General features: G+C 54.5%; 24 protein-coding genes and 1 riboswitch. Of the genes, 23 read left to right on the top strand and 1 reads right to left on the bottom strand.

Annotated elements, in window-relative coordinates; genetic code table 11:
* Positions 1–87: 87 nt before the first annotated feature.
* From MKY12_RS32695 to MKY12_RS32725, 7 genes are all read left to right on the top strand, one after another.
* On the top strand, positions 88–1,170 hold the full coding sequence (locus MKY12_RS32695; RefSeq protein WP_235191905.1) for a helix-turn-helix domain-containing protein: 1,083 nt from the start codon (positions 88–90) through the stop codon (positions 1,168–1,170).
* 109 nt (positions 1,171–1,279) lie between these two features.
* Positions 1,280–2,401, top strand: a complete 1,122-nt coding sequence (gene ugpC, locus MKY12_RS32700) for a sn-glycerol-3-phosphate ABC transporter ATP-binding protein UgpC (RefSeq protein WP_036726231.1) — start codon at positions 1,280–1,282, stop codon at positions 2,399–2,401.
* Positions 2,402–2,632: 231 nt separating this feature from the next.
* Positions 2,633–3,571 carry an HPr(Ser) kinase/phosphatase gene (gene hprK, locus MKY12_RS32705; protein WP_036726232.1) on the top strand — a complete coding sequence of 313 codons (939 nt, stop codon included), beginning with the start codon at positions 2,633–2,635 and terminating at the stop codon, positions 3,569–3,571.
* A 12-nt stretch (positions 3,572–3,583) separates the two neighbouring features.
* Positions 3,584–4,615, top strand: a complete 1,032-nt coding sequence (gene lgt / locus MKY12_RS32710; RefSeq protein ID WP_036726233.1) for a prolipoprotein diacylglyceryl transferase — start codon at positions 3,584–3,586, stop codon at positions 4,613–4,615.
* Between the two features lie 8 nt (positions 4,616–4,623).
* The gene (gene ppaX, locus MKY12_RS32715; protein WP_339312214.1) at positions 4,624–5,283 is read left to right on the top strand and encodes a pyrophosphatase PpaX; all 660 of its coding nucleotides are present in this window, start codon (positions 4,624–4,626) and stop codon (positions 5,281–5,283) included.
* Positions 5,280–5,771 (top strand): acyltransferase, encoded by a 492-nt coding sequence (locus MKY12_RS32720; RefSeq protein ID WP_036726237.1) that lies wholly within the window; start codon positions 5,280–5,282, stop codon positions 5,769–5,771. Before ppaX ends, MKY12_RS32720 begins: the two co-directional genes overlap by 4 nt.
* Entirely contained in the window at positions 5,771–6,928 is a 1,158-nt protein-coding gene (locus MKY12_RS32725) for an acyltransferase family protein (protein WP_339312216.1), read from the top strand. The genes MKY12_RS32720 and MKY12_RS32725 overlap by 1 nt, the downstream gene beginning before the upstream one ends.
* A 92-nt stretch (positions 6,929–7,020) precedes the next feature.
* Here the strand turns inward: MKY12_RS32725 and gntK are convergent, their stop codons facing one another.
* On the bottom strand, positions 7,021–8,574 hold the full coding sequence (gene gntK, locus MKY12_RS32730) for a gluconokinase (RefSeq protein WP_339312217.1): 1,554 nt from the start codon (positions 8,572–8,574) through the stop codon (positions 7,021–7,023).
* Positions 8,575–8,828: 254 nt separating this feature from the next.
* Here gntK and MKY12_RS32735 point away from each other — a divergent pair, with 254 nt between their 5' ends.
* The 16 genes from MKY12_RS32735 to MKY12_RS32810 all read left to right on the top strand — a co-directional run bounded on the left by MKY12_RS32735 (position 8,829) and on the right by MKY12_RS32810 (position 24,912).
* Positions 8,829–10,046: an ATP phosphoribosyltransferase regulatory subunit gene (locus MKY12_RS32735; protein WP_036726347.1), complete on the top strand. Its 1,218-nt coding sequence runs from the start codon at positions 8,829–8,831 to the stop codon at positions 10,044–10,046.
* 60 nt (positions 10,047–10,106) lie between these two features.
* Positions 10,107–10,751 carry an ATP phosphoribosyltransferase gene (gene hisG / locus MKY12_RS32740; protein WP_036726240.1) on the top strand — a complete coding sequence of 215 codons (645 nt, stop codon included), beginning with the start codon at positions 10,107–10,109 and terminating at the stop codon, positions 10,749–10,751.
* A 36-nt stretch (positions 10,752–10,787) separates the two neighbouring features.
* On the top strand, positions 10,788–12,098 hold the full coding sequence (gene hisD / locus MKY12_RS32745) for a histidinol dehydrogenase (protein WP_339312218.1): 1,311 nt from the start codon (positions 10,788–10,790) through the stop codon (positions 12,096–12,098).
* Entirely contained in the window at positions 12,085–12,696 is a 612-nt protein-coding gene (gene hisB / locus MKY12_RS32750; RefSeq protein ID WP_339252775.1) for an imidazoleglycerol-phosphate dehydratase HisB, read from the top strand. Before hisD ends, hisB begins: the two co-directional genes overlap by 14 nt.
* 1 nt (position 12,697) lies before the next feature.
* The gene (gene hisH, locus MKY12_RS32755; RefSeq protein ID WP_339312220.1) at positions 12,698–13,318 is read left to right on the top strand and encodes an imidazole glycerol phosphate synthase subunit HisH; all 621 of its coding nucleotides are present in this window, start codon (positions 12,698–12,700) and stop codon (positions 13,316–13,318) included.
* Between the two features lie 42 nt (positions 13,319–13,360).
* The gene (gene hisA, locus MKY12_RS32760; RefSeq protein WP_339312221.1) at positions 13,361–14,110 is read left to right on the top strand and encodes a 1-(5-phosphoribosyl)-5-[(5-phosphoribosylamino)methylideneamino]imidazole-4-carboxamide isomerase; all 750 of its coding nucleotides are present in this window, start codon (positions 13,361–13,363) and stop codon (positions 14,108–14,110) included.
* Positions 14,111–14,135: 25 nt separating this feature from the next.
* Complete coding sequence (hisF, locus tag MKY12_RS32765; RefSeq protein ID WP_036726247.1) at positions 14,136–14,894, top strand: imidazole glycerol phosphate synthase subunit HisF; 759 nt, start codon at positions 14,136–14,138, stop codon at positions 14,892–14,894.
* The gene (gene hisIE / locus MKY12_RS32770; RefSeq protein WP_339312222.1) at positions 14,891–15,610 is read left to right on the top strand and encodes a bifunctional phosphoribosyl-AMP cyclohydrolase/phosphoribosyl-ATP diphosphatase HisIE; all 720 of its coding nucleotides are present in this window, start codon (positions 14,891–14,893) and stop codon (positions 15,608–15,610) included. Before hisF ends, hisIE begins: the two co-directional genes overlap by 4 nt.
* A gap of 14 nt (positions 15,611–15,624) precedes the next feature.
* Positions 15,625–16,452, top strand: coding sequence for a histidinol-phosphatase HisJ (gene hisJ / locus MKY12_RS32775; RefSeq protein ID WP_339312223.1), 828 nt, complete (start codon positions 15,625–15,627; stop codon positions 16,450–16,452).
* 23 nt (positions 16,453–16,475) lie between these two features.
* On the top strand, positions 16,476–17,423 hold the full coding sequence (locus MKY12_RS32780; RefSeq protein WP_036726251.1) for a ribose-phosphate pyrophosphokinase: 948 nt from the start codon (positions 16,476–16,478) through the stop codon (positions 17,421–17,423).
* Between the two features lie 166 nt (positions 17,424–17,589).
* Positions 17,590–19,038, top strand: a complete 1,449-nt coding sequence (locus tag MKY12_RS32785; protein WP_245368580.1) for a tetratricopeptide repeat protein — start codon at positions 17,590–17,592, stop codon at positions 19,036–19,038.
* 46 nt (positions 19,039–19,084) lie between these two features.
* A complete protein-coding gene (trxB, locus tag MKY12_RS32790; protein WP_209878664.1) occupies positions 19,085–20,038 on the top strand; it encodes a thioredoxin-disulfide reductase in 954 nt (317 codons plus the stop codon).
* Between the two features lie 49 nt (positions 20,039–20,087).
* A riboswitch (TPP riboswitch) is annotated at positions 20,088–20,194 on the top strand.
* Positions 20,195–20,345: 151 nt separating this feature from the next.
* Positions 20,346–22,040 (top strand): phosphomethylpyrimidine synthase ThiC, encoded by a 1,695-nt coding sequence (gene thiC / locus MKY12_RS32795; RefSeq protein ID WP_339312225.1) that lies wholly within the window; start codon positions 20,346–20,348, stop codon positions 22,038–22,040.
* A 215-nt stretch (positions 22,041–22,255) separates the two neighbouring features.
* Entirely contained in the window at positions 22,256–22,483 is a 228-nt protein-coding gene (locus MKY12_RS32800) for a DUF1858 domain-containing protein (protein WP_036690062.1), read from the top strand.
* A gap of 14 nt (positions 22,484–22,497) precedes the next feature.
* Positions 22,498–23,760, top strand: coding sequence for a DUF438 domain-containing protein (locus MKY12_RS32805; RefSeq protein WP_209878660.1), 1,263 nt, complete (start codon positions 22,498–22,500; stop codon positions 23,758–23,760).
* Positions 23,761–23,961: 201 nt separating this feature from the next.
* Complete coding sequence (locus MKY12_RS32810; protein ID WP_036690067.1) at positions 23,962–24,912, top strand: ROK family glucokinase; 951 nt, start codon at positions 23,962–23,964, stop codon at positions 24,910–24,912.
* Positions 24,913–24,915 lie beyond the last annotated feature (3 nt).

A 24,915-nucleotide genomic window follows, 5' to 3' on the forward strand; every position in this document is an offset into this window, starting at 1 on the left:
GCAAATTCCGCATTTTACAGCAAAATATGATAAAATAAGCGAAAAAAGCAAAAGTGGTGGAGAATGGTGATGATGGATAGTGAGGGTTTGCGTCAAAAATTGGAGCAACTCACCGGAAAGAGGACCGGAATCAAGCAGCTGGGGAGACAGCATTCCGCTTCACTTTTTGGCATAGGTACGGATAAGGATCAGGAACTGCCGGTCATTCATGAGGGTTATCTCTGGATTCCCCTCTATGAGAATGATGGCCGTGTTACAGCAGTGTGGGTGGAGACAGAGGGGCTGTCGCCGCTGGAGCTGGAGCTGGTGAATTATGCCGGACGCAATTTTGCGGTAGCGCTGAAGGCAACCGGGTTCAAGGAAGAAGGGGAGATGGAGGCGCGGCAGCTTAGCGGCTGGCTGAATGCCCAACTGGAGCAGGAGAAGGACGATGCGGAGATCCCGGATGAAATCTCGCTGAAGGGCCGGCTGTTCGGAGATATGATTCCGTTCATGCTGGTAAGCGAGAATGTTCATAATCCGCAGATGACGTATCGCTCCTTAATGAAGCTGCTGCGCAGTTATTTCGAGAATGATGTATTGCTGGTTCCCCTGCAGGATAAGGAATGGTTAATTTTAGCCCGTAAGGAACTCCTCACAGGCGGAGATGATAAAGAGGATGAGGAAGAGAGTGCTGAGGATCTGCTGTCACAGACTTCTATGGGGCTGCATGAACTGATTGCCAGCGAGTGGGTTGGCGTCTTCCATCTGGCGGTCTCTCCAGCCATTATCCCGGTTAAAGGTCTGACAGGAGCAGTCGCCTTGCTGCGGGAGACCATTATTCTTGGCCGTATCTTCCAGGTAGGCGATTATATTCATCTGCCGTGGGAGCTGCACATGGAGCGGCTGGTTAACAGTATTCCGGATGACCGGCGGAGACAGCTGCTGGGCCAGATCGGTGATTACACGGCGGTACTGGCGGATAAGGAAATGCTGCTGACGCTGGAGAGTTTTTTTGAAATGGACTGCAATGTCAGTGAAACCGCCAAGAAGCTGTACATTCACCGCAACACGCTGCTCTACAGGCTGGACAAGATTAAACAGGAGACGGGGGCCGATGTCCGCAGCTTTGGGGATGCCGCTATTGTGAAGCTTGCCATGTTATTGTATAAAGTGACGAAAAGAAAATAGGTTTTTTGTGAACCTTGCAAATAGCCATGAGGCCGGCTCTGGGGTAAGATAAGTGTACAAGAAAGCGTTTGATTTTCTAATCCAATACTAGACTCGAGGGGGAAATACAATGGCAGGCGTACGTTTAGAGCATATTTTCAAAAAATACCCGGGTTCCGATAAAGCAACAGTAATCGATATCAATCTTGATATTAAAGATAAGGAATTCCTCGTACTGGTTGGTCCTTCCGGTTGCGGTAAATCCACAACCCTGCGTATGATCGCTGGTCTGGAAGAAATCTCTGAAGGTAAAATGTACATTGGTGACCGTGTAGTGAATGACGTTGCTCCTAAAGACCGTGATATCGCGATGGTATTCCAATCCTACGCCTTGTACCCGCACATGAGTGTATATCAGAACATGGCTTTCGGTCTGAAATTGCGCAAAGTGAAGAAAGAAGAAATCGACAAGAAAGTGCGCGAAGCAGCGAAAATCCTGGATATCGAGCACTTGCTGGAACGCAAACCTAAGGCACTGTCCGGTGGTCAACGTCAACGTGTCGCTCTCGGCCGCGCAATCGTCCGTGATCCACAAGTCTTCTTGATGGATGAGCCTCTTTCCAACTTGGATGCTAAACTTCGTGGTCAAATGCGTGCTGAAATCACTAAGCTGGTGAAACGCCTTGAAACTACTTGTATTTATGTAACGCATGACCAGACAGAAGCAATGACGATGGGTGACCGTATCGTAGTTATGTACGATGGTATCATCCAGCAGGCGGCTTCCCCTGAAGAACTGTACAATGAGCCTACGAACCTGTTCGTAGCCGGATTTATCGGTTCCCCTACCATGAACTTTATCAACGGTACTCTTTCCGAAGTGAACGGCGCTGTCCGTTTCCGTGCAGAGAACCTTGATGTTGAAGTTCCAGGCGGCAAAGCTACAATCCTGCGTAACAAAGGCTTCATCGGTAAAGATGTAATCATGGGCGTTCGTCCAGAAGACATTCATGAAGAGCCAGTGTTCCTGGAAGCTTCTCCTAACACAATCTTCACTTCGATGGTTGATGTTACGGAAAACCTTGGTCATGAAATGCTCCTCTACTTGAGCGGTCTTGGCAATAACACTGTAATTGCACGTGTAGATGGACGTTCCACTACCCGTGAAGGCAGTAAGCCTAGATTGGCCATCGACATGAACAAAGTCCACATCTTCGACAAAGAATCCGAACTTAACGTTCTGCTGGGATAAGATCTCTGCAGGGTGAACATAGTTTATAATGAAGAAAGCCGCCTGGTTAGGCGGCTTTTTCTTGTAATGATCATGGTGGAATGGAACGATAACCGCTGGGGTTAAGATTGCATTCACTGGCATAATCCATTAAGATAGCAGGAGAATTACCTGTAGCTGGAATGGATAAAGATGTAACCGGTATGCGGGGAAGCGGCATAAGCCGCGGGTGACGAAAGGACGGACACATATATGGCTAAGAAGGTAAAAGTATCGGAATTGGTGCAGCATTTTCAATTAGAGGTAGTATCCGGACATGAAGGTCTGAAAAGACCGATCACAGTGGATGATTTGAACCGTCCCGGGCTGGAAATGGCCGGTTATTTCGAATATTATCCAGAAGAACGTGTACAGCTATTAGGCAAAACAGAGCTGGCTTTCTTCTCTATGCTCTCAGAGGAAGAACGGAAAAGCCGGGTACGCGGTATCTGTAACGACAATACCCCTTGTATTGTCATTACTCGTGCGCTGGACGTACCCCAGGAGCTTGTAGACATCAGTAACGAGAAGGGACTTCCCGTGCTCCGCAGCTCCATGGCGACCACGATTTTCTCAAGCAGACTGACCAGCTTCCTTGAGGGCAGACTGGCACCGACTGCAACAATTCACGGTGTTCTCTGTGATGTGTATGGGGTAGGGATGCTGATTACAGGCACCAGCGGCATTGGTAAAAGTGAAACCGCACTGGAACTCGTTAAACGCGGTCATCGCCTGATTGCCGATGATGCGGTAGAAATCCGCCAGACCTCGGATAATCAGCTTCATGGTACCGCACCGGAATTAATCCGTCACTTGCTGGAGATCCGCGGTGTCGGGATTATTAATGTTATGACGCTCTTTGGAGCAGGCGCTATCCGTAATCACAAGCGGATTACTCTGGTGGTCAGACTGGAAGCCTGGCAGCAGGACAAGCAGTATGACCGACTGGGACTGGATGAGGAGACGACACGGATTATTGATACCGATGTGCCGCTGGTTACCATCCCTGTCCGTCCGGGACGTAACCTCGCTGTCATTATCGAGGTGGCTGCGATGAATTACCGGCTCAAGCAAATGGGCTTTAATGCCGCGCTGCAATTTACGAATAAACTTACCGCCACCATCTCAGAAGATATGGATGATCTCGATTAGGAGTGTGAGAGCATGTTTTATTCACTAGCGATTGACCCGATTGTCTTCTCGATTGGATCACTGCCGGTTCACTGGTATGGCCTGATTCTGGGTCTTGGTGCGCTTACCGGGCTTTTCCTATGTATTCAAGAAGGCAAACGCTTCAACATTCCTCAGGAGTTCTTCATGGATATGTTGCTGTTGGGCTTGCCATCGGCTATTATTGGGGCGCGGCTATACTTCGTAGCCTTCAAGTGGGAAGACTATAAGGATAACCTGCTCGATATCTTCAAGGTCTGGAATGGCGGTATTGCGATTTATGGCGCCCTGATCGGCGCGATTATCTGCGGGATTATTTATTTCCGCTATAAAGGCTATCCGTTCTGGCGCATCGTGGATATCTGTGCTCCCGGACTGCTTGCAGGCCAGATGATCGGACGGTGGGGTAATTTCATCAACCAGGAAGCCTATGGCGGTGTGGTAGAGGAATCGTTCCTGCGGGATAAGCTGCATTTGCCGGACTTTATCGTTAATCAAATGTACATAGGGGATGCTTTTCACCATCCGACCTTCCTGTACGAATCACTCTGGAGTCTGCTGGGCATTCTGCTCCTCATGGTGCTGCGCCGCCAGAAGTTCGTCCGTGCCGGAGAAATCTTCATGTCCTACTTCATCTGGTACTCCATCGGCCGCTTCTTCATTGAAGCTCTGCGTACGGACAGTCTTGCCTTTGACGGCAGCAGCGGTGTGGCAGCCTTCATTAACGGGCTGTGGAGTCCAATGAAGTGGATGGGTTTCGAGCAAGGCTATCTTGACCCGGCTTACGGGAATATCCGTATCTCTCAGCTGCTCGCGCTGCTCATTATTGTGGCCGCCATTGCACTGATTATTGTACGGCGGGTAAGCGGACAGCCGAAGGCTCATTACCTGGACCCGATCATTAGCACCAAACCGGCAGCAGCGGATGCGGTAGTTCCAGAGAGTGCTGTGAATACGCCTCAGAAGCCTTCTCAGCCAGTTCAGCCGGTGGAAGATCCCTCTAAAGATAAGGAAACAAAGGAGTAATACAATCAATGATAGAATGCGTGTTATTTGATCTGGACGGAACGATTGTGAATACGAATGAGCTGATCATCAATTCGTTCATGCATGCGCTGAAGGAGAATAACCTGCCGGCGCTGACCCGGGAACAGATCATTCCCTTGATGGGAACTACACTTCAGCAGCAGCTAGGTGCATTCTCCGGCCTGGAGCTGAAGGATATAGGCGTGCTGGAACGGTCCTACCGTTCGTACAACAATGCGCATCATGATGAGCTGGTCCAAGCTTTTCCCTATGTGAATGAGACGATGGAGGAGCTGCAGCGCCGAGGAATCAAGCTTGGGATTGTGACCACGAAGATCCGGCCTAACACATTGAAGTCACTGGAAATGTTCGATCTGTTGAAATATATGGAGACGATTGTTACGGTGAATGATGTGACTCATCCGAAGCCGCATCCGGAGCCGGTGCTCACGGCAGTGGCCAATCTGGGTGTTGATCCAGCCAAGACACTGATGGTGGGGGATAGTGCTGTCGATATTCAGTCTGCCAAGGCAGCAGGTGTGCGTGTAGCAGGAGTGGCCTGGTCGCTTAAGGGTGAGGCTGTGCTGCGCACCTATGATCCGGATTACATCATCCAGGAGATGAAGGACTTGTACTCAATTGTGGAGCAGGAGACTATGCAGCCGTGAGAAAGATAACCCGTTATCCCGTGGAGGGGCATAATTCGCTCTGGCATATTTACCGCACGGTCAGCCCGTGGAAGGGTGTGCGCAACTTTATTTTTATCCAGATTGCCCGTTATTGCCCGATTCTGCCGCTCAAGAACTGGATTTACCGCCGGGTGCTCGGGATGAAGATAGGTAAGCATACTGCGTTTGGACTTATGGCGATGGTGGATGTTTTTTTTCCGGAGAAGATCTCTATTGGGGAGAACACGGTTATCGGCTATAACACTACGATCCTGGCTCATGAGTATCTCATCAAGGAGTATCGGCTGGGTGAAGTTATTATCGGCGAGAATGTAATGATTGGGGCTAACACGACTATTCTCCCTGGGGTTACGATTGGGGATGGGGCTACGGTTGCGGCGGGATCGGTGGTTCACAAAGATGTTGCTGCCGGTTCGTTCGTCGGGGGGAATCCGCTCCGCGAGCTGCGTAAACAGGAGGAATCATAATGGCTCAAAAGGAAAGAATTCCACAGCTTGATATTTTTCGGGCAATCGCTATTTTTGCTGTGATCGCCATCCATGCCACTTCACGCACGTTGGCTGAGACACTGGGCACTTCCATGTTCCCTCCGTTTCTGTTTATTAACAAGTTCAGCCAGTTTGCGGTGCCTTCCTTTATATTCTTAAGCGGGTTCGTCCTGTTCTACAATTATATTGACCGTCCGCTGGGCGGGAAGGTACTGGCCAAATTCTACAGCCGCAGACTGATCTATATTATTGTGCCTTATCTTGTGTTTACGGTGCTGTATTTTGGACTGAAAATGACGGCCGGTCATACCTGGGGGATGCCTCTTCAGGAGATGGGCGGGAAGTTCTTCAAGTATCTATGGACGGGTACGGCGTATACACATCTCTACTATATCATCATCATTATCCAGTTCTATCTGCTGTTCCCTTTGATACTCTGGTGTCTGCAGAAGGTCCGGCATCTCGCGGCATGGGCACCTGTAATCGGGCTTGCGTTACAGTGGGGCTTCGTGCTGCTTAACAAATATATGGTGAACCATGGGTATTGGCAGCTGTCCAAGGGGAGTCTAGCCATTACGTATTTCTCGTATTTCCTGCTAGGTGCGGCGATTGCGATCTACTACAGCTCCTTGAAAAAGTGGCTGGTCCCCTCCCGCGAAGGCTGGCGTTCCGGTAAAGGGACAAGCTGGGTGGTACTATGGCTCTTATGGGCGGTTGCCGGAGCTTACCATGTGGTCTTGTGGTATAACAACTATATGAAGAAAACAGTAATCAATAGTCTATGGTACGAAGGGTTCTCGAACCTGCATGCCTTGCTCTCTTGTCTGGTACTGTTCCAGCTGTCATTCCTGCTGTACGGGGCAGGACGCAGCGTGCTGAGCAGACTGCTGCTCTCGGCCGGGGCGTGCTCCTTCGGTATCTATCTGCTCCATCCGCTGCTGCTGTTCATGTACCGGAAGCTGCCGTTCCACGGCGGATCGCTGGCCTATACGGCGGCAATAGCGGGCGGCTGGCTGGTGGCCCTCCTGGGCTCCTGGCTGGTGGTTGCGCTTGCCTTCCGTTATGTGAAGCCGGCCTGGATGGTGTTCGGCTCTGCACCGCAGAAGCCGGCATCAGCGCCAAAGGCGACAGTGTAGACTTAGGCTTAGTTCATATATTGAAAGCGCCGGCTGGCCGCATCTGCGGCTGTCCGGCGCTTTGCTGTAAGCAGGCGGTTCTGGAAAACACGTTAGCCGGGCTGTTCCCCCGCCTGCTCGCGCTGGAAGTCGGCGATAGCCTGATACTGATCCTCCAGACTGCGGGATACCGAGATGAAGATGGGCAGCAGCTGTTTGTAGGCTTTGGCGTGGGCAGTAACCGGCTCATGCCGGTGAGTGGAGCCAATCATGCTGAAGACAGCATCCAAGGAATCGATCCGCCGGATGGCGTATAATCCCAGTACAACAGCGCCGAGGCAAGAGCTCTCGAAGCTCTCAGGGACGACTACCTCCTGATCGAAAATATCCGCCATCATCTGCCGCCATAGCGCCGAGCGGGCGAAGCCGCCGGTAGCCAGGATTCTAACGGGCTCGCCGATACATTCCTCCATGGCCAGCAATACGGTGTACATATTGAAGATGACACCTTCCAGCACCGCACGGATCATATGCTCCTTACGGTGATTCATGCTTAACCCGAAGAAGGAGCCGCGGGCATCAGGATTCCACAGCGGTGCGCGTTCTCCGGTCAGATACGGATGGAAGAGCAGTCCGTTGCTGCCGGGCGGCACCTGCTCGGCGATCCGGGTTAATACTTCGTAGGGATCAATGCCCAGGCGCTTCGCCGTCTCTACTTCAGAAGCAGCGAACTCATCACGCACCCAGCGGAAGAGCATCCCCCCATTATTCACGGGGCCGCCAATCACCCAATGCTTGTCTGTCAGGGCGTAGCAGAAGATCCGTCCTTTGGGATCGGTCAGCGGATGGTCAACTACAGTACGGATGGCACCGCTTGTGCCTATCGTTGCAGCGATTACCCCCGGCTCCATTGCCCCTACGCCCAGGTTGGACAGAACGCCGTCACTGGCGCCTACTACAAACGGAGTGTCCGTGAGCAGACCGAGCTTTCCGGTAAGCTCCGGAAGCAGGCCCTGCAGGATATGGGTGGTCGGGACCGGACGGGATAGCCGCTCTGGAGTAACACCGGCAATCCGGAGCGCCTCCTCGTCCCAGTCGAGCTTCTCCAGATTGAACATGCCGGTGGCAGAGGCGATGGAATGGTCAATCACATATTCTCCGAACAACCGGAAGAAAATATATTCTTTGATGGAGATGAACTTGTAGGTCTGCCGGAACAGCTCGGGCTGCTCCTCGCCTAGCCACATCAGCTTGGTGATTGGAGACATAGGGTGTATAGGCGTTCCTGTCCGCAGGTAGAGCTCATGTCCATTCAATTCATCCTTCAACCGCCGGGCATAGCGGCTGCTCCGGTTATCAGCCCAGGTGATACAGGCGGTCAGCGGCTTACCCGCAGGATCTACAGCGATGACGCTATGCATAGCGGAGCTGAACGAGACCAGCAGAATGGATTCAGGTGTTGCAAGGCTCTCCTGCATGACCGCTGCTATGGTATCAATCACGGCTTCCAGAATCTGCTCCGGGTCTTGTTCTGCAACAGAGGGGGAGGGCTGATGCAGCGGATAGCCCTGATTGCTCTGAGCGACAATTGTTCCGTTCTCCTCAAAGAGGACAGCCTTCGTGCTGGTGGTTCCAATATCAACGCCAATCATATAGGATGTACTCAAGCCGTCAGTCCTTCTTTCTGCTTCTGAATTAGATACCGGGAATACTTAATGGAGGAAATAAAGTACAATCATATTAACTTATTATATTCGCCGCTTATCCCGGTGGCAAAAGGAACTCTGGAATTCAAGCGAATTGTTGACGCAAAAGGATGGTACGTGATACGATATTGCCACTACTTTACTTTGCTACCACTTTACCATGATAAAGCATTTGATGATACCCTTTAACATATCCGATGAGGTGAACAATGAAGATGGCCAAACCAAAGGGATTTGAAAAGCCTGCCGGCGTAAGAGATTATCTCCCGCGTGCGGTAACGAAGCTGCGCAAGATCGAGAAGGATGTACTTCACTGTATGAGCCGCTGGGGCTACCGGCAGATGATTACGCCTACTCTTGAGTATTACGATACGGTCGGTGTAGCCAGCTCTACATCTGATCAGAAGCTGTATAAATTGCTGAACAACCGTGGGCAGGCGCTGGTGCTGCGTTCAGAAATGACGGCACCTGTAGCCCGTGTGGTCTCCTCTCTATTGAAGGATGAGCCGCTGCCGCTGCGTTTGTCCTACCATGCCAACGTCTTCCGGGCCATTGAAGAAGAGGCCGGGCGGGAGGCAGAATTCTTTCAGACCGGTGTAGAGCTTGTCGGTGATGATTCGCCGGAGGCTGACGCGGAGGTAGTCGCGCTGGCAATTGCTTCACTGCAGGCGGCGGGCGTAAAGTCTTTTAAAATAGCAATTGGACATGTGGGCTTCCTCGACGGTCTCTTTCAGGAGGCGGTATCCGGCCTGCCCCAGGCTCAGGAGGAGCTGAAGAGCCATCTGCTCAGCCGCGATTATGTAGCCTTCCGCCAGACGCTGCGGCGTCTTGAGCTGTCTGCTGCCCAGAAGCAGGAGCTGGATGGACTGCTGCGGCTGCGCGGCGGGAAGGAGATCTGCGGACAGGCGCTGGAGCTGAGCAACCATCCGGTGGCGCGCGCGTCGATCGAGCATCTGTGCAAGGTATGGGAGGTGCTGGTTGCTTACGGTGTCTCGGAGCATGTACTGATTGATCTGACGATGATCGGTGATTTCTCTTACTATACAGGCATGACCTTCGAGGGATATGCTTCCGAGCTGGGCTTCCCGGTATGCAGCGGCGGCCGGTATGACAACCTGCTGCAGCAATTCGGACGTCCGATTCCCTCCACCGGCTTCTCCCTGAAGACCAACCGTATTCTGGATGGAGTCTCCGGGCTGCTGGAAGAGGAAGAGCTGCCGATTCTGGTCCAGTACGATGCACTGCGGCGCCAGGAGGGTCTTGCCGAGGCTGCGAGGCTGCGCTCGGAAGGGCATGCTGTGGTTACACGGCTGGCAACAGGCCCGGAGGAGCTGAAGACCGTGAAGCGGCTGGATGCGGATACTATTCAGGCAGAGGGCGAGCTGTACGGCGAGATCTACACGTTCGTGTCGTTTGTCAGCGAGCATGGGTGAGCGGAGCTGCTGCAGGTGGTTTTGAAATGATGAGTACACACGAAACGGGGGCGGGTATTGATGGCACAGATTCTTAAGGTGGCCATGCCGAAAGGCCGGATTTACAATAAAGCGGCAGAGCTGTTCCGCCAGGCGGGACTGCCGATTCCTCCGGACGGAGAAGAGTCGCGCAAGCTGGTGATTTCCTTGCCGGAGGCCGGAATGGAGTTCATTCTGGCCAAGCCGGTGGATGTGCCCACTTATGTAGAGTATGGAGTGGCGGATATCGGTATTGTCGGCAAGGATGTGCTGCTGGAGGAGAGCCGCGATGTGTACGAGCTGCTGGATCTCGGGATCGCCCGCTGCCGGATGTCGATTATCGGGCTTCCGAACTGGCAGCCGGGCATTCAGCAGCGGGTAGCTACCAAGTACCCGAACGTGGCTTCGCGGTATTTCCGTGAGCAAGGCCAGCAGGTGGAGGTTGTGAAGCTGAACGGCTCCATCGAGCTGGCACCGCTGATCGGGCTGGCTGACCGGATTGTGGATATGGTAGAGACCGGCCAGACGCTGAAGGATAACGGTCTGGTGGAGATGACGAGCATCTTCGAGATCACCAGCCGCCTGGTGGCGAACCGGGTAAGCTACCGGATGAAGAATGAGGAGATTCAACAGCTGTGCGACCGGCTGCAGGCTGTTATTGCAGAACCGGGGTTGCAGGTAAAATAATATAAGCAAAACTATAAGCTCAAGGGGGAAGCGGCGGTGAAGATCCAGTCCAGTAAGGAATTTAAACTGCAGCGTGAGGTGGAATACGGCACGCCGGAGCAGAACAAGGCCGTACGTGAAATCGTGGCCGATATCAAGCGGGAAGGCGACGCGGCGCTGCTCCGTTATACGGAGCGCTTCGACGGCGCTGTACTGACGCCAGCGCAGCTGCGCGTAACGCCGGAGGAGCTTGAGGCCGCCTACGGCCGGGTAGAGGAGTCCTTCGTGACGGCGATTCGCGCAGCAGCCGTGAATATCCGTGCGTTCCATGCGCGGCAGAAACGCAATTCCTGGATGGATCTGCAGCCGGACGGCACGATCCTCGGCCAGATCATCCGCCCGCTGAAGCGCGTGGGCGTCTATGTTCCCGGCGGCAAGGCGGCCTACCCGTCGTCGGTGCTGATGAACGTGATACCGGCACAGATCGCCGGGGTGCCGGAGATCGTGATGGTGACGCCGCCTTCGACGGGCGGCTCCGAAGGTATTGATCCTTATATTCTCGTGGCCGCCGCTGAAGCGGGCGTACACGAGATCTACCGCGTAGGCGGCGCGCAGGCCATCGCCGCCCTCGCCTTCGGCACGGAATCGATCGTGCCGGTCGACAAGATCTGCGGGCCAGGGAACATCTACGTGGCCCTGGCCAAGCGCGAGGTCTACGGCGCTGTCGACATCGACAGCATCGCCGGACCGAGCGAGATCGTCGTGCTCGCCGACGATACCGCCGAGGCCGCCTACATCGCGGCCGACCTGCTCTCGCAGGCCGAGCACGACGAGATGGCGTCGGCGATCCTCGTGACGCCGTCGCAGCGTCTCGCGGAGGCGGTGGCTGCCGAGGTTGAGCGGCAGCTGCAGGCATTGCCGCGCGAGCAAATCGCGCGGGCCTCGGTCGAGAACTACGGCGCGATTATCGTCGTAGACTCGCTTGAGGAGGGCATCTCCGTGGTGAACCGGCTCGCGCCGGAGCATCTGGAGATTGTGGTGAAAGACCCGATGGGGCTGACCGGCGCAATAGAGAACGCCGGTGCGATCTTCCTCGGGCCGTACAGCTCGGAGCCGGTCGGCGACTACTTCGCCGGACCGAACCATATTATACCGACGAATGGCACAGCGCGGTTCTCCTCGCCTGTAGATGTGGATGACTTCATCAAGAAGTCCAGTCTGATCTATTACAGTAAGGAAGCGCTGCTGCGCGACGGGGCGGCGATTATGGAGCTTGCCCGGCGTGAAGGGCTGGAAGGCCATGCACGCGCGATAGAAATCCGGCTTACGAACGAAGCGAAAGGTGGAGACATAAATGGAGAACAATAACAACGAACTGGCGCTGCGTAAGGCCGGACTTAGCCGTACAACCAATGAAACGGACATCAAGCTAACCTTTGCCGTGGACGGCAGCGGGGTCTCCGAACTGGAGACCGATGTGCCGTTCCTGAATCATATGCTGGATCTGTTCACGAAGCATGGACAGTTTGACCTCTCTGTACAGGCGCGGGGAGATATCGAGATTGATGATCACCATACGGTAGAAGATATCGGTATCTGTCTCGGGCAGGCTTTGCGGGAAGCGCTTGGCGATAAAAAAGGCATCAAGCGGTACGCCAGTGTCTTCGTCCCTATGGATGAGGCGCTTGCCCAGGTAGTGATCGATATCAGCAACCGGCCGCATTTCGAATACCGGGCAGCGTATCCTTCCCAGCAGGTAGGTAGCTTCTCAACAGAGCTGGTACATGAATTCCTGTGGAAGTTCGCACTGGAGGCGAGAATTACGCTGCATGTCATCGTTCATTACGGCTCCAATACCCATCACATGATTGAAGCGGTCTTCAAGGCGCTGGGACGGGCACTGGATGAGGCGACCCTGGTAGATCCCCGGGTGAAGGGCGTGCCTTCAACGAAGGGAGTGCTGTAGGATGGCCGTTGCAATCGTCGATTACGGCATGGGCAACCTGCACAGTGTCAGCAAGGCCGTAGAGCGGCTGGGGTATACGAGTCTTGTAACCTCGGATGCCGCTGCGATTCTGGCGGCAGACAGTGTCATACTGCCGGGAGTCGGTGCCTTTGGCGATGCGATGGAGCACTTACGGGAGAGCGGAATGGATGATGTCGTCCGGGCCGCAGCGTCAGCGGGCCAGCCGGTGCTGGGCATCTGCCTCGGAATGCAGCTGCTATTCAGCAGCAGCGAGGAGCATGGCGAGCATAAGGGGCTGGGGCTTCTGCCCGGCGCAGTGGTGCGCTTCGCCCCCCGGGACGGCTACAAGGTGCCGCATATGGGCTGGAACAAGCTGAGCTTCCGCCAGCCGGAGAGTCCGCTGCTGGCCGGCCTGACGGAGGGGCATGTGTACTTTGTGCACTCCTATCATGCACTCGCGGCGGACAGCGATCTGCTGGCCGTCACAGACTATGGACATCCGGTAACGGCTATTGTGGGCCGCGGCAATGTCTACGGTATGCAGTTCCATCCGGAGAAGAGCGGGGAGCTTGGCGTCAAGCTGCTGGGTAATTTCCTGAGACTCCAGGCACAGCAGGCTTAGCCTGCCTGAATCACTAATTTGCAATGAAAGCGGGGAGTATTCATGTCTTCTTTTATCCTATATCCGGCCATTGATATCCGGGACGGCAAGTGTGTCCGGCTGCAGCAGGGTGATTATGCCCAAGAGACGATCTATAACGACAGTCCGGTAGAGGTAGCTAAGTCATGGGAAGAGCAGGGCGGGCAGTATATCCATCTGGTGGATCTGGACGGAGCCAAAGCAGGCTGCCCCGTGAATGATGCCATCATTGGAACTATTGCTAAGCATGCGAATGTTCCTGTACAGGTCGGCGGCGGTCTCCGTACACTTGCCGATGTCGAGAAGCTGCTGGGCCTTGGCGTCAGCCGGGTGATTATCGGAACGGCGGCCATTAATGATCAGGCTTTTACAGAAGCGGTTCTTGCCAAATACGGCGACAAAATTGCCATCGGCATCGATGCCCGCAACGGCTATGTGGCTACGCACGGCTGGCTTAATACATCTGAGGTCCGCGCGGAAGATCTGGCCAGAGAGCTGGCCGCCAAAGGTGCCGAGACCTTTATCTATACCGATATCTCCCGTGACGGGATGATGCAGGGGCCGAACGTGGAAGGCATTCTCTCTATGGCTAAAGCAAGCGGCCGCAGCGTAATCGCTTCCGGCGGCGTGACCAGCCTTAATGATCTGCAGCGCCTGAACGTACATAGCGGCAGCGGAATCGGTGGGGCGATTGTGGGCAAGGCGCTGTATACCGGCAATATTAATCTGGGTGAAGCGCTGCAGACCCTGGGCCAATCCTCCGGATTGCGGTAAGTCTATACTAAGGAGGGGTCTTGGCATGTTGGCGAAACGGATTATTCCCTGTCTGGATGTGAAGGACGGGCGTGTGGTAAAAGGCGTGAATTTTGTGAATCTGCGCGATGCCGGAGATCCGGTGGAGCTTGCGGCGCTGTACGACCGCGAGGGAGCGGATGAGCTGGTATTCCTGGATATTTCCGCTTCTGTGGAAGGCAGGGCGACCATGATTGAAGTGGTGCGGCAGACGGCGGGTGAGATTGCCATTCCCTTCACGGTCGGCGGGGGCATCTCGACCCCTGATGATATGAAGCGGATTCTGCGTGCCGGAGCGGACAAGATCGGCATTAACACGGCCGCTGTAAATAACCCTCAGCTGATTCTGGAAGGGGCCCGTCACTTCGGCTCCCAGTGCATTGTAGTGGCGATGGATGCCAAATATAATGAGGCTTGGGGCGAATGGGAAGTGTATACGCACGGCGGACGTACGCCCACGGGTATCCGGGCCTTGAACTGGGCCAAGGAAGCGGAGCGGCTGGGGGCCGGCGAGATTCTGCTTACAAGTATGGACGCGGATGGGACCAAGGACGGCTTCGACCTGAAGCTGACGGCGGCAGTAAGTGACCTGCTGAGTATACCTGTGATTGCTTCCGGCGGGGCCGGGAGAATTGAGCATTTCTATGATGTATTTACGGAAGGCCGGGCAGATGCCGGACTTGCGGCAACCATTTTTCACTATAAAGAGATTGCTATTCATGATCTGAAGGCTGATCTGAAGCAAAGAGGAGTAGAGATCCGATGAGCGAGGACAAGAAGGATATCGCACTAAGCCAGCAGGAGGCAGTGTCCGGCATCCGCTGGAATGAATCCGGCCTGCTGCCTGCTGTCATTCAGGATGCGCGCACCCTGGAGGTATTAATGTTCGCCTATATGAATCCTGAGTCGCTGCAACGCTCCCTTGCGAGCGGCCAGACCTGGTTCTGGAGCCGTTCACGCAGCGAGCTGTGGCATAAGGGGGGAACGTCCGGCAATACGCAGGCGATCACCTCGATCCATTACGATTGTGACAGCGATACGCTGCTGGTGAAGGTAGTGCCGGAGGGTCCGGCCTGCCATACCGGGGAGAACAGCTGCTTCTTCCGCGAGATTCCGCTTGATTCACCGGCAACCGTAACTGGCACTGCGGGGGCTACTGTGAATGCTGCTGAAGCAGAGAGCGGGCGTTTTGCGGTACTCGGTGAGCTGGAGCGTGTGATTGCCGAGCGTGAGGTGGATCGTCCTGAGGGGGCCTATACGACCTATCTGTTCGACAAGGGCGTGGACAAGATCCTGAAGAAGGTCGGTGAGGAAGCCTCCGAGACGATCATTGCCGCCAAAAACAAAGATAATGCCGAGCTGCGCCTGGAGGTCAGCGATCTGATCTATCACCTGCTGGTGCTGCTGCAGGAGCGCAAGCTTCCGCTGGATGAGATTCTGGAAGAGCTGAGCGCCCGCCATGAACGCCCGCGGCGGGATTAGGAGGAACTTTCTGCATGCACATCGATTATCATACCCATCATGAACGCTGTGGCCATGCGGTCGGGAAGCTGGAGGAGTATGTGCAGCGGGGCATCGCTCTGGGACTTGAGCAGCTTGGGCTGTCGGATCATCTGCCGCTGATCCATGTCGACCCGGACCACTATTATCCCGAGATGGCTATGCCTCTTGCGGAGCTTCCGCGATATGTGGAGGAATGCCTGACGCTGAAGGAGCGCTACCGGGGCACGATTGAGCTGCGGGTCGGGCTGGAGGCGGATTATATTGAGGGATGTGAGGAGCAGATCCGCGAGCTTTTGGCACCCTATCCGTGGGATTATCTAATTGGCTCGGTGCATTTCCTGGGAGAATGGGATATTACCGACCACCGGCAGACCCATGGCTGGGAAGGCCAGGATGTCATGGCGGTATACCGCCGCTATTATGATGCTGTACAGAAGTCGGCGTTATCAGGATTATATGATATTATAGGACATATGGACGTCATCAAAAGGTTCGGTTACGGACCCCGGACGCCGGAGGACCTGGCGGAGGCTAGGAAGCTTGAGCTGGATACGCTGAAGGTCATTGCCCGCAGCGGCATCGCGATGGAGCTGAACGCTTCCGGGCTGTCCAAGCCGTGCGCCGAGATGTTCCCGGCAGAGCATGTGCTTGTTCAGGCGCTTGAGCTGGGCATTCCGCTCACGGTTGGCTCTGATGCGCATGATCCCATGAAGCTGGGAGACGGCTTAACAGAGGCCCGGGACATGCTCTGGCGCACCGGCTTCCGCGAACTGGCCGTCTTTGAAGGGCGCCGCCGTACATCTGTTCCGTTCAACGTATAAATTTATAATCCCAGGAGGGTACTATGCATCATCAATTACGGATTTTTTCCGGTTCGTCGAATCCGAAGCTTGCCGCTGATATTGCGGAGCGCCTTGGTGCGCCGCTTGGCCAGATTAAGCTGACCCGTTTCAAAAGCGGCGAGATTTATGTGCATTATGAAGAGAGCATCCGGAACTGCGACGTATTTTTGGTGCAATCCCTGGCTCATCCGATTAACGAGCTGTTTGTAGAGCTGCTGGTCATGATTGATGCCGCCAAGCGCGCATCGGCCAGAACGGTGAACATTATCGTTCCCTATTACGGGTACGCCCGGCAGGAGCGTAAGTCCGCACCACGTGAGCCGATCTCGGCCAAAATGGTCGCCGATGTGCTGACCACCGCCGGTGCAACGCGCGTAATTACGATTGATCTGCATGCCGCAGCCATACAGGGATTCTTCAATATTCCGGTCGATCATCTGACGGCGCTTGATCTGATTAGCGGTTATCTGAAGGTGAAGGGGCTTACCGATCTGGTCGTGGTCTCCCCGGATGCGGGACGAGCGTCCATGGCGGAGAAGCTGGCCAGCCGGCTGGATTCGCCGTTCGCCATCATGATTAAGAAGCGTCCGGCGCATAATGAATCGGTGATTACGCATGTCATTGGTGATGTGGAAGGCAGGACGCCAATCATTATAGAGGATCTTATAGATACCGGAACCACGATCGTCAATGTGGTGGAGGGCCTGAAGGAGCGGGGCGCCCGGAACAGTATCGTCTGTGCTACGCACGGACTGTTCTCCGGGGATGCGCTTGAGCGGATGGATCATCCCAATATCGACGAGATTGTCATTACCGATTCCATTGCCCTGCCGGACGAGCATTCCAGCAGATTCGCAGTGCTCTCGGTAGCTCCCATGCTGGCTGAGGCCACGCGTATTATCATCGAGGGCGGTTCCATAGATAAGCTGTTCAGAGACGCGGGGATTTAACTCCCGTGTCTTTTTTTGAGCTTTTCCCTCCCGTTAGCTCTCTCTCTGAGACTTGAGAATCTCGTTGCCACATGTGGTATACTGTGTGAAGAAGACAGCCGAGACCATAAATGGAAACGAACAGGTAAGGCTAGGGAAGCTGAAACAAGGGAGGTGCCTTGCTTCCATGATAGAGAGAACTTCAGAGAATGCCGCGGAGCACAGTAATGTCATTCCGGTCACTCTGGATGCCAATTTTTTCTTTGAAAGAGCCGTTCGGTCGCTGGACCGCTTTCAATATGATAAGGCATTAAGAAATTTTCGCAAAGCTGTTGAATATGAGCCGGATAATCCGGTGAATCATTGCAATATGGCGGGTATATTATCTGAGATGGGCAATTATACCGCATCTAACGAGATTCTTATCCATGTTCTGGAGAAAATCGACCCCGCTATGACAGAATGCCATTTCTACATGGCTAATAACTTCGCCAATATGGAAAGCTTTGAAGAGGCGGAGCGCTCGCTGGTCACTTACTTGGAAGAGGATGCTAACGGCGAGTTCATGACCGAATCCGAAGAACTGATGGAGCTGCTGCAATATGAGCTGAACCGGCCTGCTCCGCTGGTGCGTATCCGCAGCCGTGAGGGAGTCGTAGAGCATGACCGGGCGCGGAGTCTGCTGGAGGAGGGTAAGTTCCCTCAGGCTGTAGAGCTGCTGGAGGAGATCACTGCGGGTACCCCGGATTTTTTGGCTGCGCATAATAATCTGGCACTAGCTCATTTCTATATGGGCCGGTTCGCCAAGGCGAAGGAATGTCTGAATGAGGTGCTGAAGCAAGACCCCGGCAATCTGCACGCTCTGTGCAATATGGCCATCTTCCTGCAGTATGCAGGAGATAAGGAACAGCTTGAAACGCTGCTGGGTATGCTTGAAGCAACGGTGCCGTTCCATCAGGAGCATGTATTCAAAATGGCTACAACCATGGGTATCCTGGGCCGGCACGCTGCCGCTTACAGCCATTTCCGCCGTCTGCTGAAGGATGAGGAGGTCGCCGGAGACGCCGGGCTGTATCATTACTGTGCCGCGGCGGCAAGCAATAGCGGAAAACATGATGAGGCGCTGCGCTGCTGGAGACAGGCAGCCAAGCTGGACCCTGCTTCAGCTGTCCCGGCGTTCTTCCTGTCCCAGCTCCAGCAGGCCCGGGCAGAAGGACAGCCTATGCCTGCTGTCAGCTATAACTATCAGCTGCCCTTCCAGGAGCAGCTGAAGCAGTGGAAGGGCAATACAGGCAGATTCACTGAAGAAGTGCGGAATAATCCGCTGCTGCGCGCCTCGTTCTTCTGGGCGCTGCGCTACGGCGATTCTGCTACGAAGCTTCAGGTGACCGAGGCTCTCCGCTGGATTGAGGACGAGGAGATGTCCGAGGTACTGCGCGGAGTTCTGGAGCAGGAGCCGCTGCAGGAGGACCGCCTGCAGGAGGCGGCATTGTTCAGCCTTCAGCGGCTGATCGGGGAGAACCTGAATGAAGCCGGCGGCTCGCCCGGCGAAGAGCAGGAGCCTGCGGCTGCTCCCGGACCCAAGGGGATGCTGCCCGGAACCGGCGGCTTATCGCCGTCCACTACCCGTATTTGAAGCAATTGCTGTTGTAAGAACACCTACTTGTAAGGAGGCCAATGTAATGTACAAAACGATTGTAATCGGAACAGGCCCGGCCGGGCTGACTGCCGCGATTTATCTGGCGCGTGCGAACCTGAGCCCGCTGATCATTGAAGGCTTGCAGCCGGGGGGACAACTGACAACGACGACAGAAGTGGAGAACTTTCCAGGCTTCCCTGAAGGGATTCTGGGTCCGGACCTGATGGACAATATGCGCAAGCAGGCGGAACGCTTCGGCGCTGAATTCAAGAATGGCTGGGTGGAGTCGGTGGACTTCTCACAGCGTCCGTTCAAGGTAACAGTGGACGGAATGGGTGTACTGGAAGCGGAGTCGGTTATTATTTCAACCGGCGCCTCTGCAAGATATCTGGGCATTCCGGGCGAGCAGGAGAATGTGGGACGCGGGGTCAGCACCTGTGCGACCTGTGACGGCTTCTTTTTCCGTAATAAAAAGATTGTCGTCGTCGGCGGCGGAGACTCCGCCATGGAGGAAGCCAGCTTCCTGACCCGCTTTGCATCCAGCGTAACGCTGGTTCACCGCCGTCCCGAGCTGCGGGCCTCGAAGATCATGCAGGACCGGGCGCGTGACAACAGCAAGGTAACCTGGGCCTTGAACCGCACACCGGTTGAAGTAACGGTAGGAGAGACCGGAGTGAAGGGCCTTACGGTGCTTAACAATGAGACAGGTCTGACAGAATTGGTGGAGGCAGACGGCGTGTTCGTAGCGATTGGACACACACCGAACACAGCCTTCTTGGGCGGGCAGATCAATACGGATGAGAATGGCTATATTGTGGTCAACCCGGGTACCACCGAGACCAACATCCCGGGTGTATTCGCCTGCGGCGATGTACAGGATACCCGTTACCGTCAAGCGATATCGGCAGCGGGAACCGGTTGTATGGCCGCTATGGATGCCGAGAAGTTCCTGGAAGGCACGATGGTGCACGACTGGAGCGAATCGCTGGACAAATAACGGGTTTACAAGAATTACCCATACAGGTAAAATGTATTTAATTAGATAAGATACCCACTAGGGGAGCCTGAATAGGCTGAGACGGGAAAATTGAATTTCCGGACCCTTGAACCTGATCTGGATCATACCAGCGTAGGAAAGTGGAGTCGGACCTTTTTTGAATACAGTCTTATTTGGCTGTTCCTTTAATAAAGCCGCTCCAGGTGGAGCGGCTTTTTGACTTGCAGGAATCTATAGATTCTTCAGCTCAATCTGCTGCGTGACCTCTTATCTGATGAGTGTACAGAGCGAAGAGGAGGAGATTGAAATGACAGGAATGGGTAAAAACGAAGAGGTGGATCTTTCGGGATTCCCCGCAAGCCGTAAAGTGTATGTGGAGGGCTCACGCCCGGATATCCGGGTGCCAATGCGGGAGATCAGCCTCAGCAGAACCGAAGGCGTTGCCGGGGAAGAGGAAAATGCTCCGCTGCGTGTCTATGACACAAGCGGTATGTACACGGATGCCGCGGAGGAGACGGATATTCGGAGGGGGCTGCCGCCGCACCGTTCAAGCTGGATCGCGGAGCGTGGCGATTCGGAGGAGTACACCGGAAGAGCCGTCCGGCCGGAGGATAACGAAATTCGCAGAGAGGGGGCTGCCGCAGAAGCTTATCCAGGACTGCGCAGGAATCCGAGGCGGGCCTATGCAGGCGGCAATGTGACCCAGCTGCATTATGCAAGGCAAGGGATCATCACACCGGAAATGGAGTATATTGCGATCCGGGAGAATATCCGGCCGGAGTTCGTAAGGGATGAGGTGGCTGCGGGCCGTGCTATTATTCCGGCCAATATCAATCACCCGGAGAGTGAGCCGATGATTATCGGCCGTAACTTCCTGGTGAAGATCAATGCCAACATCGGAAATTCGGCGGTCACTTCTTCTATTGAAGAGGAGGTGGAGAAGATGCGGTGGGCGACCCGTTGGGGGGCTGATACCATCATGGATCTCTCCACCGGCTCTAAGATCCATACCACCCGGGAGTGGATTATCCGCAATTCTCCTGTGCCGGTCGGGACAGTGCCCATATACCAGGCGCTGGAGAAGGTGAACGGTATAGCCGAGGACTTAACCTGGGAGCTCTATCGCGACACGCTGATTGAGCAGGCGGAGCAGGGGGTGGATTACTTCACCATTCATGCCGGGGTGCTGCGGCGCTATATTCCGCTCACTGCCCGGAGAATGACCGGCATCGTATCCCGGGGCGGATCGATTATGGCTGCCTGGTGCCTGGCCCATCAGCAGGAGAACTTCCTGTACACACACTTCGAAGATATATGTGAGATCATGAAGACGTATGATGTGGCCTTCTCGCTGGGGGATGGCCTGCGCCCCGGCTCTATCGCCGATGCCAATGACGAAGCTCAGTTCGCCGAGCTGGAGACGCTGGGAGAGCTGACGGCGCTTGCCTGGAAGCACGATGTTCAGGTTATGGTAGAAGGTCCGGGCCATGTGCCAATGCACAAGATCAAGGAGAATATGGACAAGCAGCTTGAGATTTGCCACGAAGCCCCTTTTTACACCCTCGGTCCGCTAACTACGGATATTGCACCCGGCTATGATCACATCACTTCGGCCATCGGGGCAGCGATAATCGGGGGGCTTGGAACGGCAATGCTGTGTTACGTTACACCTAAGGAGCATTTAGGCCTGCCTGACAAGAATGATGTGCGAGAAGGAGTCATTACCTACAAAATTGCTGCACATGCCGCAGACCTCGCCAAGGGACATCCGGGTGCGCAGGACCGGGACAACGCGCTGTCCAAGGCGCGGTTCGAGTTCCGCTGGCGCGACCAGTTTCATCTCTCCCTGGACCCGGAAAGGGCGCAGGCGTATCATGATGAGACCCTGCCTGCGGAGGGGGCAAAGCAGGCGCATTTCTGCTCGATGTGCGGCCCTAAATTCTGCAGCATGCGGATTTCGCATGATATCCGGCATTCCCATAGATGGAGCCAATCACTGTAACTTAGCTGCATGACCTAATCTATATGTAGGTACGTTGTTCATGGCCGAGAGGCCGTGATTAGAGCGGAAACGTATTATTCTGAGGCTATCCCCCCAAGCTGAATGGCTGGCGGGGATAGTCTTTTTGTAGTTAGTGATTACAATCACAATTCACCCCTGTACCCTATGCTAAGCTGGTGTTGAGAAGAATTCTCATTAGTGAGGTGTGCAAAAGGATGAGCAAAGCGTTGAAGCTGGATGAATCGGTCTTTGAGCTGGTAACCAGGCACCCGGAAATTGTTGAGATCATGGTGGAACTGGGTTTTCGTGATATTGCGAAGCCTGGAATGCTGCAGACTGCAGGACGATTCATGACCCTGTCCAAAGGAATGAAATTAAAGAAAATAGAGCTGGAAACCGTTCGGCTGGCCTTTCAGCAGCATGGTTTCGAGATTATAGAATAGAAGGAGAGACTACGATGAGCGAACTGATTAATAACCGCGAGGTCGATATTCCGGAACAGACACGCCGCCAGGCTATGCTGAGAGAGATCATCAAGGAGCTGCATGCGGGCAAAAGCGTGGAGGAGGTTAAGGCGCGTTTTGAAGAAGCGGTAGGCGATGTTACGGTGGAGGAAATCTCCGCCATGGAGCACTCTCTGATGACCGAGGAAGGCATTCCGGTAGAGGAAGTACAACGCCTCTGCTCCGTGCATACGGCAATCTTCAAGGGCTCGATTGAACAGATCCACCGTTCTTCTAAGCCTGAGGAGCAGCCCGGTCATCCCGTGCATACGTTCAAGCTGGAGAACCGGGAGATCGAACGTCTGGTCAACTTCCGGCTGGAGCTGCATGCGGATAAGTTCAAGAAGAACGCCAGCGATGAGATTATCTATAAGCTGCTGGAGGACCTGAGTCTGCTGCTGGATCTCGACAAGCACTACAGCCGCAAGGAGAATCTGCTCTTCCCTTACCTGGAGAAGTACGGCATATACGGTCCTACGAAGGTAATGTGGGGAGTGGATGACGGAATCCGCAATATGATCAAGGAAGCCAAGAAGGCGCTTAGCGCCTATAACGGGGACAGCGGGCAGATTACAGCCGCACTGGAGGAGATCATTAAGGAAGTCAATGAGATGATCTTCAAGGAAGAGAATATTCTGCTCCCGATGGCGCTGGATAAGCTGACTGAGGATGAGTGGGTCAAAATCGCCCGCGAAAGCGATGAAATCGGCTTCTGCCTGACTGCGCCCGACCAGGAATGGATACCGGAACGTGCAGCGGAGCCTGAGGGTGCTGATGTTCCGGCGGAAGAAGGGGAAGGCCTGTCCCCGCAGGGCTTCATCCGGTTCGAGACCGGGCTGCTGTCGCTACACCAGCTCGAGACGCTGATGAATCATCTGCCGGTGGATCTGACCTTTATCGACGAGAACGATGTCGTCCGCTACTTCTCGCATGGCAAGGAACGGATCTTCGCCCGGACGAAGGCCGTTATCGGCCGCACCGTACAGAACTGCCATCCGCCGCAAAGTGTGCATGTTGTTGAGAAGCTGCTGGCTGATTTCAAAGCCGGAGTGAAGGATGCCGAGGATTTCTGGATTAATATCAAGGATAAATTCATCTATATCCGTTATTTCGCCGTGCGGGATGCAGAAGGCCGTTATATGGGGACGCTGGAATTCACCCAGAATATTGCACCGATCCGTGCCCTTGAGGGCCAGAAGCGGATTTTGTCCGAATAGCATTAAGGTATCTGGCACCCTACAATAGAAGAGAATGAACGGACTTTCTTGCCTGCCTGGTGAGAAAGTCTTTTTGTTAACAAATAAGAACTGAAGTCCATTGCCCCGGGTGTATCGCCTTTCCTTGACCGCAGGGGAGGGTTCTATTATAGTGGGTACGTAGGATTAACTATTTTAGCATAGAAAAAGGTGGCTTGTAACATGTCTGAACATATCTACGTTGGCGTGGATTTAGGTGGTACCACGATTAAGGTTGGAATCTGTAATGCCGAGGGAAGCCTGCTGCACACTTACGAAGGTCCGACAGGGACTGCGGATGGCGTCGATGCTGTCATCGATAATATCGAGAAGTATGTACGCCAGATTGTGGAGGACTCTCCGTACTCCTGGGACCAGCTGGCTGGTGTCGGTGCGGGACTGGCCGGATTTACGAATATTCGTGAAGGTATCATCATCCTTGCGCCCAACATAGGATTTAGAGATGTGCCGATCCGCTCCATTCTGGAGGGTCGCCTGAACAAGCCAGTCAAAATAGACAATGATGCCAACGTGGCTGCACTGGGCGAAGCCTGGAGCGGTGCAGGGCGCGGCATAGAGAATTGTGTCTGCTATACGCTCGGTACGGGTGTGGGCGGCGGTATTATCATTAATGGTAAGGTGTATCAGGGATTTGCCGGTCTGGCCGGCGAGCTTGGACATATCTCCGTGGTGCCCGATCTGGAAGCGATCCAGTGCGGCTGCGGGAACATGGGCTGTTTGGAAACCGTTTCCTCAGCGACAGGCATTATCCGTATGGCGAACGATGCTGTAGCACGCGGGGACCGGACCTCCTTGTCCACCGTTGAAAAAATCGCTGCGAAGGAAGTATTCGATGCCGCCAAGGCAGGCGATGAAGCTGCGCTGCGGATTGTGAACCGGGCGGCCTTCTACCTGGGCAAATCAATGGCCTCCGTTGCAGCGGTCCTGAACCCTGAAGTATTCATCGTCGGCGGCGGAGTCTCCAAGGCAGGCGATATTCTGTTCGATGAAGTCCGCCGGGTATTCGCCAAGCTGGCGCCTGCCCCTCTGCAGACCGGTGTTACGATTGTACCTGCAGCGCTTGGCAATGACGCCGGTATTATTGGTGCGGCAGGCCTGCTGCTGCGTTCTTAAAAG

Source organism: Paenibacillus sp. FSL M7-0896, from assembly GCF_037975415.1.
In the GTDB taxonomy this organism is placed as follows: domain Bacteria; phylum Bacillota; class Bacilli; order Paenibacillales; family Paenibacillaceae; genus Paenibacillus_AQ; species Paenibacillus_AQ silagei.